Below are 15,602 nucleotides of genomic sequence, written 5' to 3'. Positions count from 1 at the left end.
TTCCGCAGTAGCTCAGTGGTAGAGCTATCGGCTGTTAACCGATCGGTCGTAGGTTCGAGTCCTACCTGCGGAGCCATATTTATAGAGAAGTACCCAAGTGGCTCAAGGGGCTCCCCTGCTAAGGGAGTAGATCGCGAACGCGGTGCGAGGGTTCGAATCCCTTCTTCTCTGCCAGTAATTGGCCCGTTGGTCAAGTGGTTAAGACACCGCCCTTTCACGGCGGTAACACGGGTTCGAATCCCGTACGGGTCATACTAAAAGAGATAGCATAATCTGCTATCTCTTTTTTGTTGTATAAAAGTAGACTTTGGATAGTCTGCTTTTTTATGCAATAGAAGAAATATGAAGTATTCGCTGTTGCAGTTAGGTACATAGAGAGCCGTAAATACAATCATGTTATTTATTTGGACCTGTATGGATATGAAGGAAGTATGACTGTAGCCTCCTATACTTGGAGAAACCGATGAAAATACATCCGGGAGCTACTGTGGAAAATAAATAATATATAGAAGACAGCTTTTTTAGGTTGTCATTATTGTCGAGTTTTGTCGGTAAGTCGATATATTGCAAAAATCGCTGATATAATTTGAGTTACGATCGATAAATTTCAATAATCGCTGATATATTTGGAGTTACGGTCGATATATTCTAAAAATCGCCGATATAATTTCACTTACCGACAAAAACATAAGAAAATCCCTTTCACAATCTAAAGAAAACGCCTCCATTGAAATTGATTCCACACCTATTCTAATAACTTTACACTCTATGTGAAAAAGTTCACAAATAGGTCATAATTTGTGAAGTAATTCACAATAATACGTGCTACAATATGAATGTAAAGAAGTTAAACAACATTAAATTAGTATTTTAATTAATTACTTAAACAATCATAAAAAATAGATGTGAACAATAGAGAGGGGAAATTACCATGAAAAAAGGTATCAATCGTGTAGTATTAGTAGGAACAGGAGCTGTAGGTTGTAGTTACGCTTACTCAATGATCAACCAAGGTGTAGCTGAAGAGTTCGTATTAGTAGATGTTAATGAAGCAAAAGCAGAAGGGGAAGCAATGGACTTAAGCCATGCGGTACCATTCTCTCCATCACCAACAAAAGTTTGGAGCGGTAGCTATGCAGATTGTAAAGATGCAGATTTAGTAGTTATCACTGCTGGATTACCACAAAAGCCAGGTGAAACTCGTTTAGACTTAGTTGAGAAAAATACAAAGATCTTTAAACAAATCGTTCACGGTATTATGGATAGTGGATTCGATGGAATCTTCTTAATCGCAACTAACCCAGTTGACATTTTAACTTACGTAACTTGGAAAGAATCTGGTTTACCAAAAGAGCGCGTAATCGGTTCTGGTACTACTTTAGACTCTGCTCGTTTCCGTTACATGTTAGGTGACTACTTAGATGTAGATCCACGTAACGTTCATGCTTATATCGTTGGTGAACACGGTGACACTGAACTTCCAGTATGGAGCCACGCTACTATCGGTGTACAAAAACTAGAAACAATCTTAGCTAACAACGAACAGTACAATCAAGAAGACTTAGATAAAATCTTCGAAAACGTACGTGATGCAGCTTACCATATTATCGAGCGTAAAGGTGCAACTTACTACGGAATCGGTATGTCACTACTTCGTGTAACTAAAGCAATCTTAAACAACGAGAACAGCGTATTAACTGTATCTGCATACCTTGAAGGTCAATACGGAGAGAAAGATTCTTACGTAGGTGTTCCAGCTGTAATTAACCGCGAAGGTGTACGTGAAATCGTAGAACTTGAGCTAAATGAAGATGAAAAAGCGAAATTCGCTCATTCTGTAAAAGTATTAAAAGAAACAATGGCACCAGTACTATAATAATTGCTAAATAATTCAGAGGTGGGAAACTGCTTCTTACCTCTGAACTTATATAATTTAATATAAATTCCTTTTCCGGTTTCCCTTGTATATCCCCAATATACCCCTTTTGCTGGATAAGGGTCGTTTATAGAAAAGAGCACTCTACTTTACGTAGAGTGCTCTTTATTATCCCGCATTAACGGGCAGTAAGATCCCCACCTCAAAATGCAGCGAAAGCAAAGAAGTTAGTTTGGTGATCAACTGCCCGTAAAAGCCCGATTGGTTCAACTAATAATCAGTGGGGGATGAACACCCCCCACTGATTAAAGTTTCACTTTATCATTTTTTAGGCGTTAATCCCAATTTCTTTAAAATATCTGTCAGTGTACCGCTTTTTGATTTTTCTACAGGTGTTTGTGATTTAGATGCATCTGGCCCTTTTTTCAAGAAGTTCTTTTCAACGAAGCGAATATCTTTTTCGTCGACAATCCCATCTTTATTAAGGTCTCCGTCTTTTACAGTTAGTCCTTTTTTACCATAGTTGCTAGCGATAATTTCAGCATCTTTAATATCGATTACTTTATCAGCATTTACATCGCCGGCAAGGTTTTCGTCAGGTCTTGCATAATAATATTGGCCAAGCAGCTTACCGTCTTTTTCAGTACCAAGTTTCGTTGTTAGGCGGCTTGTTAAATGTCCTGGCACTTCTACATATAGGTTATAGTCGCGTTTATTAACTGGAAGTCCATTTAGTTTGAAGTACCCATATTTATCTAGTGAGCCTTCAAACTTATGACGGTAAGAATCAGTTGCGTATACTTTTACGCCAAGCTTTGCATAATCAAACTTTTCATCTAAATATCCACGTTCATTTAAGAATGCACTAGGTTTAATATTTCCTTCTACTAGTGAATTTAAGGACATAACTGAGAATGTTTGTTCTTGAAGTACACGCATTCTATTTGGTTCTGATTCACCTTGTTTCCAGTAAACAAAAATTGGTGACTCTAATTGAGCGTTTGCTTCATAAAATTCATCATTTTCTACTTTGAAAGTTACATCAATGAACGGGAAATCACCATCTAATCCAGCAAAGTTTTTGTCATCGATAGCGCCACCAACTGTAACCGAACCTGCCTCTAGTTTCGGTTCATTTACTTTTGCGGTTACTCCTTTTTCGGAAAGTAGCTTTTCAAAAGCAGGATTAAATTTCGCATTTGCAAATTTGAAGTTCTTCTCTAGGAAGTTTACATTAAATTGCCCAGCAACAAATTGTTTTACGTGTTTTGCGTTTAGTGTTACTGTGAACTCGTCATTTTTATATAATTCTTTTTTATCGTAACTAGCTTTCGCATATTGAGCACCTTGTGGGATAAACCAGTAGTTATTTACACCGCTTGGATAGTCAGCTCCTGCAGTTGCATAATCGAAAATATATACGCCTGTGTTCATTGGACCTTCCGTTCTGAAGGAGTCAGGTGTAATGCCAACTTTAAAGTCGCCATTTGCATTAATCGGTAAAAACTTATGCAAGTATGGAGAATAGTCATAGTACATAACGCCATTCGCTTCTTGCGTAATGTTTAATCCTTTTCCTTTTAAGTAGTCAACGTTTGAATCGTATACATTTCCTTTAATCCATAGTGCTTTTTTGCCATCTTCTACTGTATAATTTTCTTCATTTAACTCGTAAATACCAGGTTTTAATCCAGTTAGTTTCACTTCTGGTGGGGTATTATCAATTACAACATAATCACCTTTTACACGTGCTTTCCCAGCCTTATCATAACCGACAAACTCAATTGTGTAGTCTCCTTCTGGTAAGTTGATTTTCTCATCACCAATTGGTTTTGCAGGATCATTTGTAAAAGGATACACTTTTCCATTAAAGAATGAGTCTAAGTAGTAATACACATCAGTTTTTAGTCCACTTGTGTTTAATGTCCCAATGAAGCCCAGAGCTTTATCTGTTTTGGAATCTTTTACGATAAGATCTAACGTTTCAAGTTCGCTGTTTAATTGGAATGCCCCGTGAACATACGATTCACCGTATGGATTAAATTTAGATGTATCAGTTGAAATTGCTTTTCTTGATAGTATTGCATTTTCAATACCAGGCTCTGATACACGAATAGAGAATGGGATTTGATATGTTTCTTCTTTATTTTTCGTGTTCGTAATATGAATATATCCTTCATATCGGCCTTGTTTTACACTGGCCGGAACATTAATTTTTGCTTCAATTTCATCTGCTTTGCCAGCATCAAGAGTAATTGTTTCTGGAGCTGAGATTTTTACACCGTTTGCGACAGCATCGTTAATAGTAGAAGAAGCCGGTGTATAAGAAATTTCTGTTTTAAATTCTTTTTTCTCTTGTTTATTATGATTAGTTACTTTTATATTTCGTTTTTGTTCAAGAGCTTCACCGTCTTTTTGATAAAACTTACCGAATGCAATAGATCCAGTTTCTTCGGGCACTTCAATTACTTCATCATTTACAACATTTTGTGTCGTATCTAATACTTTAAAGCTTGTTTCTGTACGAACGGCGTTGTAAGCATCTACTCGCCCAGCTCCAACTTCATACACCGAATATTTTTCTTTTAAATCATCAGCTGTGTTCATTAGAGACGCTTTTACATCGAACGGAGAGTAGTCTGGGTGTTCTTGTAAAATTAGAGCAGCAACGCCAGCAATATGAGGGGAAGCCATAGATGTTCCTTGCATACGCTCATAGGAAACAGCGTAGTTTTCACCCTCTTGCGGGTCGTTAATATATTCAGGAACTGTTGAAAGGACAGCGACACCAGGCGCTGTAATATCAGGCTTAATATCATCATTTGCTGTAACAGGACCGCGTGAGCTAAAGTCTGCAAGATGATCGCCTTCTGTTTGAATGTAATTAATTTCATCGAAAGTTAAGGATGTGCTACCTTGTTCAATTTGAGCTTTTAGTTTTTCACCGTCTTCTTTCGTTAGGCGGAATGATGGAATGTATTTTGTGCTTTCACCAACGTAGAAAGGAATTTCTCCATCCACGTTGTTATAAATAATAACGGCCTTTGCACCTGCTTGTTTTGCGTTAGCAATTTTTTCATCAAATGAGGTTGTACCACGTGCAACGAGAGCGATTTTTCCTTTTACATCTTTTTTACTAAACTCGTCAGGCGTACCGATTCCTACAGATTCAATAGGTAAAGTTTGTCCCTTAAAATCTTCTATTTTATCAGTGAAGTTTTTGCCGAACAAAATTAGGTTAGGGAATTGTAATTGTCCAGCATGACCTGATAGTTTTGGTAAGGAAATAGAGCTATCACTGGCTCCAACCGTAATAGCAAATGGCGAAGCACCTGGTGATCCGAGTGTTGATGGATTCGGTCCAGAGTTACCAGCAGCAACGACTGTAACAACGCCTGAAAGCATCGCGTTATTAACAGCGATAGATGTTGGATCAAGAGGATTGTTGCTATCATCACCTAACGATAAGTTAATAACGTTCATACCGTCAGAAATAGATTTATCAATTGCAGCGATAATACCTGAACTATCTCCACTTCCGTATGGACCGAGTACACGATAGTTATACAGTTCAATGTCAGGTGCAACACCTTTTACTGCTGAATCAGATTGGTTCTTCTTTTGAGCAGAAACGATACCTGCTACGTGAGTGCTGTGGGCTGTGTAGAAGGAAGAACCGCGGCTATCAAATTCAGGAGCACCAGATTTTTGCCATTCTGAATAAGTAGTTTCCATTGGATCTGCATCGTTATTAATAAAGTCCCAACCCTTTACTGAGTTTGGGTCTACTTTGCTAGAGTCCTCACCAGGTTTTGCGCGATAGCCTTTATATACGTCTTTTAAGTCAGGATGATTGTAATCAATACCTGTATCTAATACACCAACTTTAATTCCTTTTCCGGTAATGCCCTCACTATGTAACTTATCTACTCCAATTTGCGGGATGCTATCTGTTAGTTTTTGAGGTGCTTTTTGCTCAGCTTGTTTTGGTAAATTTAATTTCACTTCGTAATCTTTCCAAATGCGTTTTACAACACCAATTCGTAACAACTCTTCAACTGTATTTGCTGGTAATGTCATCGCAACACCATTTATCGCATGCTTATAAGAACGTTTAATTTGTACAGACTGGAAGTTTCCTGATTTTACTGATGGGCTGAATTGATAAAGACGTTTTAGTCCTTTTTCGAATTCTTCATGTTCTTGATCAATACGTGCTTTTGTATTTTCAGGAGCAGACTGTAATCCTTTTTCTTTTTGTTTTAATTCATTAATCTTTACTGGAGCAGTTTGAAATTCTACGATGATATTTACAGGCTCAGAACTACTCGTATTAATATCTGGTGAAATTGTAAAACCAGGGTTGGCATCTACCGTTTGTAATGCTAGGCGTTGTTCTTTAGAAAGCTTCGATAATATAGAATGAGCATTTGAAGATTCAATTTGGTTAATAGGACTTTCAGCAAGTACATTGAACGGAATGGCAGTTGAAAACAGAACGCCAGCCGTTACAATTCCAGTAACAAAACGGTTTTTCTTTTTCATTTATAGGCCTCCGGTAATATATATTTTTAAAAATTATTTCTCCACACCTGCTGTTTGCTCAGCATGGAATGTCCAGTTTAGCTGCAGGGAATCACCTTGAAATCTATTTTGATCTTGGTCGTTATCTTCAAATGAGAAGAGGACATGTAAGTAATCTGTTTCACCAGATTTAATACCATCTATTAAGTTATAACGTTCTAGAGACGTAGCGACATCTTCAGGTTTCATAGTTTTTAATTCTGATAGTTTTGTTTCCCACAAAATTTCATGATCATCGTTTGGATTAGATGGCTGTCCATCATTCACTAGAAACTTGACGATAATGTGATCACCTAAATCTTCACCGACATTATTTTGCGTTGCATCTGTAACTTCATATGATGTTTCAAGTGCTACTTTTGCAATATCCAATGTACCTTTATTTTCAAGCTTGAAGTTCCTTTCAATAAAATCACCTGGTTTTAAATCTTTCACATTAACGATTACACTTGGATTAATAGAAAGATCTAGTGTTCCAGCTTGAAATGAGTTACTTGATGTTTCTGAATCACTGAAATAGGCGAATACACCGCCGAATGTAAGGGATAAGCCAAGTGAAGCGGTGATAATTCCCATTCCTACTTTTTGTTTTAATGACATAAGAAAGCCTCCTAGTTAAATTTGTATAGCAACCGTTTGCAACAAGGATAAATAAGTAAACATAGTAGTCCGCTATGAATTATAGTTACGAAAGATCGTAGTTCTTTATTGAGAACAAGTATATGCTTATGAATTTCGCGTTTCAATAAAAATATGACAAAAAATGTTGAGAAACATTTTTTTATTACAGATTATTTTGTTTTGATTTTGAGTGGAAAATAGCATGAAAAATAGTATAAACCTAATAAAATAAAGGTTGAGAAAAAAATAATAGGAGGAAATATAGAAGTAGAATGAAGCGTTTACAATGAATATTCGTCAAAATTCGATATTTTACACGGAAATGTGAAGAAAAACTAACATTTTTAAGAAAAAAACGAATGTTTTTTATAAATTAACAAGGATATTGCAGTTTTTCGCAGAAATAGTTAAAGTATAAAAAATTCTGTCATCTAAGTGAGGTGAGCATATTGAATGTAATAAATTGTGAAGAAGTGAAACGAGATGAGTTTCATACAGAAAAGTACTATGAAAGTTATAACATCTTTGGCGCGCATGTTGTGACGGAAGATGAGATTCAAGGGGTACGATTTACAGTGTGGGCTCCTCATGCGAAAGCAATGAGTGTTGTTGGGGATTTTAATGAGTGGGATTATGAGCAACATAAGATGCTACAAGTGACAGAAGAAGGCATTTGGTCCTTATTTATACCGCATATTGAAGAAGGAGAAATATATAAATATGCGATTGAAACGTTGGCTGGTGACGTCATTTTAAAGGCAGATCCGTATGCTGTATATGCAGAAGTAAGACCGAATACGGCATCTGTAGTTTTTGATATAAAAGGATATGAATGGAATGATAAAAACTGGAATCGTAAGAAAAAGAAAAAATCGATTTATAAAGAAGCGATGACAGTTTATGAATTACATTTTGGTTCTTGGAAAAAGAAAGAAGATGGAACGCTGTACTCTTACAGGGAAATGGTTGAAGAGCTCATCCCGTATGTGGTGGAACATCAATTTACACATATTGAAATTATGCCGCTTGTTGAGCATCCATATGATCGTTCTTGGGGATACCAAGGAACGGGATATTATGCAGCGACGAGTAGATTTGGTACGCCGCATGATTTAATGCATTTTGTCGACGAATGTCATAAATATGGAATCGGTGTCATTTTAGATTGGGTGCCGGGGCATTTTTGTAAAGATGCTCACGGTTTATATTTGTTTGATGGTACACCGACCTATGAATATAAAGATAAAGATGTACAAGAAAATCCAGTATGGGGAACTGTCAATTTTGATTTAGGAAAGAGAGAGGTACGTAATTTCTTAATTTCAAATGCGTTATTTTGGATGAGATATTTCCATATTGATGGTTTCAGAGTTGATGCAGTTGCGAACATGTTGTACTGGAATAAAGAAGGACAAGAGCAAAGTAATGAGCATGCTGTTTCATTTTTAAGAGAGTTAAATGAAGCAGTGTTTGCAGAGGATGAAGATTTTCTTATGACGGCAGAAGATTCAACAGCTTGGCCACTTGTAACAACTCCAACGTATGAAGGTGGGCTTGGATTCAATTACAAATGGAACATGGGCTGGATGAATGACGTGCTGAAATATATGGAGTGTGCGCCTGAATATAGGAAACACATTCATGAGAAAATGACGTTTTCTTTACTATATGCGTACTCTGAAAACTTCATATTACCGCTTTCTCATGATGAAGTCGTTCATGGGAAAAAGTCGTTATTAAATAAAATGCCAGGTGATTACTGGGATAAGTTTGCTCAACTTCGTTTATTATATGGATATTTCTTTACTCACCCAGGAAAGAAGTTACTTTTCATGGGAGGAGAATTCGGACAGTTTGATGAGTGGAAAGACCTTGAAGATTTAGATTGGAATTTACATGATTTTGAAATGCATCGTTATATGCATGATTACTTTAATGAGCTCATAGCATTGTATAAGCGCTCAAAACCACTTTGGCAACTTGACCATTCACCTGAAGGTTTTCAGTGGATTGATGCTAATAATAATGAGCAAAGTATTTTCTCTTTTATCCGCCAAGGGGATAAACAAGAAGATGCGTTAGTTGTCGTATGTAATTTTACGAAAGCTACATATGAAAACTATAAAGTAGGTGTACCAGATTTCGAGTATTATAACGAGATTTTAAACAGTGATGCTGAGCAATATGGCGGTTCGGGGCAAGTGAATAAGAAACGTCTTAAGACGATTCTAGAACCGTACCATAATCAAGCAGCGCATGTAGAGATTACAATTCCACCATTTGGCGTATCCATATTACGACCAGTGAAGACGAGAAAGGGGAGCAAAAAACAAGATGGCTCAAAAACAAAAGTGCGTAGCAATGTTACTAGCAGGGGGAAAAGGTAGTCGTTTAAGTGCATTAACAAAAAATTTAGCCAAGCCAGCTGTTCCATTTGGTGGTAAATATCGCATTATTGATTTTACGCTAAGTAACTGTGCGAATTCTGGTATTGAAACGGTTGGGATTTTAACGCAATATCAACCACTTGAACTTCATAATTATATCGGAATCGGAAATGCGTGGGATTTAGACCGAGTAAACGGTGGGGTCACAGTATTACCTCCTTATGCGGAGTCTTCAGGGGTTAAGTGGTATACAGGTACGGCAAGTGCCATTTATCAAAATTTAAACTATTTAAGTCAGTATGAACCGGAGTATGTTCTTATTTTATCAGGCGACCATATTTATAAAATGGATTACAGTAAGATGCTAGATTACCATATTGAGAAAGAATCGGACGTATCCATTTCTGTTATTGAAGTACCTTGGGATGAAGCGAGTCGCTTTGGCATTATGAATACAAATGAAGAGATGGAGATTGTTGAGTTTGAAGAGAAACCACAATTTCCAAGAAGTAATCTTGCATCGATGGGAATCTATATTTTTAATTGGTCAATTTTGAAAGAGTATTTAGAGATGGATGCAAGAAATCCTGAATCTAGTAACGATTTTGGAAAAGACGTCCTTCCGCTTTTATTAGATGAAGGGAAGAAGCTAATGGCGTACCCGTTTGAAGGATATTGGAAAGATGTTGGAACGGTGAAGAGCTTATGGGAAGCGAATATGGATTTGCTTCGCGATGAAACATCACTGAATTTAAACGATCGTAATTGGCGTATTTACTCTGTCAATCCAAACGAACCGCCTCAATATATTGCTGAAAAGGCGAAAGTAGAAGAATCGCTTATTAACGAAGGGTGCGTCATTGAAGGGGACGTGAAGCATTCTGTGTTATTCCAAGGAGTGACGGTGGAAGAAGGTAGTATGGTAATTGATTCTGTCGTTATGCCAGGGGCCAAGATTGGTAAAAATGTTGTGATTGAAAGAGCGATTGTTGGATCAGAAATGGTTATCGAAGATGGAACAATCATTCGTCCAGAAAAGAATGTTGACGATGTAGTATTAATTGCTGAAGGGAAATAGAAAAGGGGGATGAAATGAATGGGAGAAAAAATGTTAGGGATTATTAATGCAACGGGAAGTTTTCCTTCCTTAAAGAAAGTAACAGGGCATCGTTCACTAGCGGCGTTACCGTTTGGGGGCCGTTATCGACTCATTGATTTCATGCTTTCAAATATGGTGAATTCTAGTATTCATAGTGTGGCAGTTTTTACAAGCCATAAAAACCGTTCGTTAATGGACCATGTCGGTTCAGGGAAACAGTGGGATTTAGATAGAAAACGAGACGGACTATTTTTATTCCCGCCAAACTGCCAATGTGACCAAGATGAGTTTGGGTCTTTTGCACACTTTAGAAGACATATTGATTATTTTCTAAGAAGCAGAGAAGAGTACGTTGTTATTACGAATAGCCATCTTGTAACAGCATTAAATTTTCAAGCGGTGTTAGAGCGACATATACATACGGCAGCTGATATTACGGAAGTTTGCCATGAAGGGGTTTCGCTTCAAACATACGTGTTAAAGAAACAATTATTATTAGATTTATTTGAGACATATAAAGATGTGGAGCAATACAGTTTATTTGATGTAGTGAGAGAAAAACGCGGGAAATCATTACATATTGCTACATATGAACATACTGGATATGTAGCAATTATTGACTCGATCGAAAGTTACTATAAACATAGCTTAGAAATTTTGCAACCTGCTATTTGGAAGCAATTATTTAAGAAAGAAGCACCGATCTTTACGAAAGTAAAAGATGAGCCACCAACTCGTTATTTAAAGGGTGCAGTCGTGAAAAATACAATGATTGCAAATGGCAGTATTATTGAAGGGGAAGTCGAAAACAGTGTTGTTTCCCGTTCGGTTAAAATTGGAAAAGGTTCAATTATTCGTAACAGTATTATTATGCAAAAGAGCCAAATTGGAGATAACTGTATAATAGATGGTGTTATTATTGATAAAGACGTGAAAATTGGTGACGGTGTCGTATTAAAAGGAAACGCCGATGAGCCGTATGTTGTAGAAAAAGGAAGCGTACAAAACAGTACGATTAATAGTTATTCCTAAAGAATCAGTGGGGGCTTTTTCCTCCACTGATTAAAGTTTTAATTTAAATGAAAACTCGAAGGGAGGAAGCTGCAAGAGGAGTAATAAAAACTTTTCGCGCAGTGGGACAACAAGTGAATATTTTATTTGCAGTATCAGAATGTGTACCGTTTGTGAAATCGGGAGGATTAGCTGATGTAGCGGGTGCGCTCCCAAAAGAGCTAAAAAAATTAGGAGTGGATGTTCGTATTATACTTCCGAATTATAGTCTCATTCCGCAAAAGTTAAGAGATGGATGTACGTTACATAAAGTAATTAACGTCCCTCTTGGGTGGAGAAATCAATATTGTGGAATTTTAAAAGGTGAGCAAGACGGAATTACGTATTACTTAATAGATAATGAATATTATTTTAAGAGAGATTCTCTGTATGGTCATTATGATGACGGGGAGCGTTTTTCTTATTTCTCAAAAGCAGTGTTAGAGTGTATTCCGCACCTTGATTTTGAAGTGGATGTTCTTCATAGCCACGATTGGCATACGGCTATGGTTAATTTCTTACTTCGTGAAAAGTATCAAGATAACCCGTTATATGAGCGTATTAAAACGGTATATACGATTCATAACTTGCAGTTCCAAGGTGTATTTCCTCCTGAAGTGATGTACGACTTGTTAGAGCTTGGTGATGAATATTTTCATAGTGAGCAGCTAGAGTTTTATGGAAACATAAACTTTATGAAAGGCGGTATTATCGCTTCGGATCAAATTACAGCGGTGAGCCCGACGTATAAAGAAGAAATTCAATATGAATTTTTCGGTGAGAAGCTAGATGGATTACTGCGAAAATATAATGATAAGCTTAGCGGCATTGTAAATGGTATTGATACGAGCGTATATAATCCAGAAACGGATTCGTATATTAAGGCTCAGTATGATGCAGAGTCATTATATGAAAAGAGTGAAAATAAACGCGCTTTGCAGCGTTATTTTGGTTTGCCAGAAAAAGAGGATACACCAATTATTTCAATGGTAACGAGATTAACGAAGCAAAAAGGTCTTGATTTAGTACGCACTGTATTCCGCGAAATAATGGAAGAAGATGTACAATGTATTATTTTAGGTTCAGGTGATTCGGAATATGAGCAATTCTTTGAGTGGATGGCATATGAGTATCCGGAGAAGGTAAAAGTTTATATCGGATTTAATGAAGAATTAGCTCACCAAGTGTATGCGGGAAGCGATTTGTTTTTAATGCCATCGCTGTTTGAACCGTGTGGACTTGGACAACTTATCGCATTAGCATACGGTACGATTCCAATTGTAAGAGAAACAGGTGGATTAAATGATACGGTACATTCTTATGATGAAGAAACTGGAGAAGGAAATGGTTTCAGTTTCACGAATTTTAATGCACATGACATGCTGCATACGATTCATCGTGCAATTGAATTCTATCACGATAAACCAGTGTGGGAGCAGCTTGTAAAACAAGCGATGACTGAAGATTATAGCTGGGAGCAATCGGCTCTTGCTTATAAGGAATTGTATAAAAGTCTCATGGAATAACATGTAGGTGGTGAAAAAATGTTTACTTATGTTGAAAGTTTTAAATCAACTTTTCTAGAAAAGTTAGAGACGATGTATGGGAAAAGTTTCAAAGATTCTACAACTCGTGATCAATATAATACGCTCGGCCATATGGTACGTGAGTATATGAATAGTCAATGGATTGCAACGAATGAGAGTTATCGATCCGGAGAGCAAAAGCAAATGTATTACTTGTCTATTGAGTTTTTGCTTGGACGTTTGCTTGGAAGTAACATCTTGAATTTAGGTATTAGAGATGTATGCGAGCAGGGGTTATCTGAACTAGGGATTTCGTTGCAAGAGTTAGAAGAAGTGGAAGCAGATGCAGGCCTTGGTAATGGTGGGCTTGGACGCTTAGCAGCCTGTTTTCTCGATTCACTTGCATCTTTAAACTTGCCAGGACACGGCTGTGGAATTCGTTATAAACATGGTTTGTTTGATCAGAAAATTGTTGATGGTTATCAAGTTGAATTTCCAGAACAGTGGCTTCTTCATGAAAATGTATGGGAAGTAAGAAGGCATGATCAAGCTGTGGAAGTAAGTTATTTCGGCAGTGTTGAACCGCTAGAAATTGACGGGCGTTTAGAGTTTAGGCATACAAATGCAGAAGTCATTATGGCAGTGCCATATGATGTGCCGGTAGTAGGCTATGAGACGAGTACTGTAAATACACTTAGACTTTGGAATGCTGAACCAGTTCCGTTCCCGCAAAACTGCAAAGATATTTTGAAATATAAGCGCGAAACAGAGGCTGTATCGGAGTTTTTATATCCAGATGATACGCATGATGAGGGGAAAATACTTCGTTTAAAACAACAGTATTTCCTCGTATCAGCAAGTTTACAAAATATCGTTCGAATGCATAGAGAAAGATACGGTGACCTTCGTCAACTACATGAAAAAATTGCGATTCACATTAACGATACACATCCGGTTTTAGCAATTCCAGAACTGATGCGTATTTTACTAGATGAAGAAAAGTTAACATGGGAAGAAGCTTGGCACATAACGACGCAGACGATTTCTTATACGAATCATACGACGTTATCAGAAGCGCTCGAAAAGTGGCCAATTCACATTTTTAAACCATTATTACCGAGAATTTATATGATTATTGAAGAGATTAATGAACGTTTCTGTCATGAACTTTGGGAACGTTATCCTTATGAATGGCATCGCATTGAAGACATGGCAATTATTGCGCATGATCTTGTGAAAATGGCTCATTTAGCAATTGTCGGTAGCCATAGCGTAAACGGTGTAGCAAAAATTCATACGGAAATATTAAAGCAGCGGGAAATGCGATTGTTTTATGAATTTTATCCAGATAAGTTTAATAATAAGACGAATGGAATTGCTCATAGGCGCTGGCTTATGAAAGCAAATCCACAGTTAACAAATCTCATTTCAGAGGCGATTGGAACGGAGTGGAAGAAAGAACCGATTAAGCTTCAAGAGCTACAATTAGTTCAATATGATGCGAGTTTCCAAGAGAAATTTGCAGAGGTAAAACAAGAGCGTAAAGAGATTTTAGCGGAGCGTATTCATAATACAATGGGGATTACGATTGATCCAAATTCTATTTTTGATGTGCAAGTGAAAAGATTACATGCTTATAAACGACAATTATTAAATGTTCTTCATATTTTATATTTATATAACCGTTTGAAAGAGGATGCTAGTTTTACATTTTATCCGCGTACTTTTATTTTTGGAGCGAAAGCATCACCTGGCTATTATTACGCGAAAAAAATTATTAAATTAATAAATGAACTCGCAAGAAAAGTAAATAATGACCCGTATGTCAGTCAATATATGAAAGTTATCTTTCTAGAAAACTATCGAGTTTCTTTAGCGGAAGATATATTCCCAGCGGCGGATGTAAGTGAACAAATTTCAACGGCGAGTAAAGAAGCATCGGGAACAGGTAATATGAAATTTATGATGAATGGTGCGATTACACTCGGAACGCTAGACGGTGCTAACGTTGAAATAAAAGACCGGGTCGGTGATGATAACTGTTTTATTTTCGGTTTAACGGCCGAAGAAGTTCTTCATTACTATCAAAATGGTGGATATCGTGCAAGTGATTATTATCACCACAATAGACACATTAAAAAAGTAGTTGATCAATTAACAAATGGTTTCTTTGCACAATCGGGAGCTGAATTTGAAGCGATTTACGATTCTCTTGTTATTCAAAATGATGAATATTTCGTTCTGCGAGATTTTGGCCCATATGCTGAAAGACAAGAAGCTGTCGGTAGAGCTTATGAGAACCGAACAAAGTGGCTAGAAATGTCGATTTTAAATATTGCACAGTCTGGTCATTTTGCGAGTGATCGAACGATTTTGCAGTACAGCAATGAAATTTGGGGTATTGGTAATGCAGTTAAACAGTTTTAAAGAAGTTGCTATATTGGGAGATATATTATCGA

At 37.0% G+C, this 15,602-nt stretch carries 8 protein-coding genes and 3 tRNA genes; 9 read left to right on the top strand and 2 right to left on the bottom strand.

Features of this window, described 5'->3' with window-relative positions; all coding sequences use genetic code 11:
* Position 1 precedes the first annotated feature (1 nt).
* The 4 genes from ACQRBL_RS24435 to ACQRBL_RS24420 all read left to right on the top strand — a co-directional run bounded on the left by ACQRBL_RS24435 (position 2) and on the right by ACQRBL_RS24420 (position 1,876).
* Positions 2-76: transfer RNA gene (locus tag ACQRBL_RS24435), tRNA-Asn, on the top strand.
* Positions 77-83: 7 nt separating this feature from the next.
* Positions 84-174 (top strand) — tRNA-Ser (locus ACQRBL_RS24430).
* Positions 175-180: 6 nt separating this feature from the next.
* Positions 181-252: transfer RNA gene (locus ACQRBL_RS24425), tRNA-Glu, on the top strand.
* A 679-nt stretch (positions 253-931) separates the two neighbouring features.
* Positions 932-1,876, top strand: coding sequence for an L-lactate dehydrogenase (locus ACQRBL_RS24420; RefSeq protein ID WP_411996544.1), 945 nt, complete (start codon positions 932-934; stop codon positions 1,874-1,876).
* Between the two features lie 321 nt (positions 1,877-2,197).
* Here ACQRBL_RS24420 and ACQRBL_RS24415 read toward each other — a convergent pair whose 3' ends face one another.
* Positions 2,198-6,421 carry a S8 family serine peptidase gene (locus ACQRBL_RS24415; RefSeq protein WP_411996545.1) on the bottom strand — a complete coding sequence of 1,408 codons (4,224 nt, stop codon included), beginning with the start codon at positions 6,419-6,421 and terminating at the stop codon, positions 2,198-2,200.
* A gap of 33 nt (positions 6,422-6,454) precedes the next feature.
* The gene (locus tag ACQRBL_RS24410; RefSeq protein WP_411996546.1) at positions 6,455-7,060 is read right to left on the bottom strand and encodes a TasA family protein; all 606 of its coding nucleotides are present in this window, start codon (positions 7,058-7,060) and stop codon (positions 6,455-6,457) included.
* 470 nt (positions 7,061-7,530) lie between these two features.
* On the opposite strand from ACQRBL_RS24410, the gene glgB reads away from it, so the two are divergent.
* The 5 genes from glgB (at position 7,531) to glgP (ending at position 15,570) form a co-directional block, all read left to right on the top strand.
* On the top strand, positions 7,531-9,468 hold the full coding sequence (gene glgB, locus ACQRBL_RS24405) for a 1,4-alpha-glucan branching protein GlgB (protein WP_001100881.1): 1,938 nt from the start codon (positions 7,531-7,533) through the stop codon (positions 9,466-9,468).
* A complete protein-coding gene (gene glgC, locus ACQRBL_RS24400; protein WP_000057604.1) occupies positions 9,416-10,546 on the top strand; it encodes a glucose-1-phosphate adenylyltransferase in 1,131 nt (376 codons plus the stop codon). Before glgB ends, glgC begins: the two co-directional genes overlap by 53 nt.
* An 18-nt stretch (positions 10,547-10,564) precedes the next feature.
* Positions 10,565-11,599, top strand: coding sequence for a glucose-1-phosphate adenylyltransferase subunit GlgD (gene glgD / locus ACQRBL_RS24395; RefSeq protein WP_000504170.1), 1,035 nt, complete (start codon positions 10,565-10,567; stop codon positions 11,597-11,599).
* A 113-nt stretch (positions 11,600-11,712) separates the two neighbouring features.
* Complete coding sequence (gene glgA, locus ACQRBL_RS24390; protein WP_071731787.1) at positions 11,713-13,143, top strand: glycogen synthase GlgA; 1,431 nt, start codon at positions 11,713-11,715, stop codon at positions 13,141-13,143.
* Between the two features lie 18 nt (positions 13,144-13,161).
* Complete coding sequence (glgP, locus tag ACQRBL_RS24385; protein ID WP_411996547.1) at positions 13,162-15,570, top strand: glycogen phosphorylase; 2,409 nt, start codon at positions 13,162-13,164, stop codon at positions 15,568-15,570.
* The last annotated feature ends 32 nt before the right edge of the window (positions 15,571-15,602 follow it).

The sequence above is a fragment of the Bacillus sp. AF62 genome (genome assembly GCF_050312695.1).
Taxonomy (GTDB): Bacteria; Bacillota; Bacilli; order Bacillales; family Bacillaceae_G; genus Bacillus_A; species Bacillus_A cereus.
Note: the sequence above shows the minus strand (reverse complement) of the source record. Positions and strands in the feature narration are given on the sequence as shown.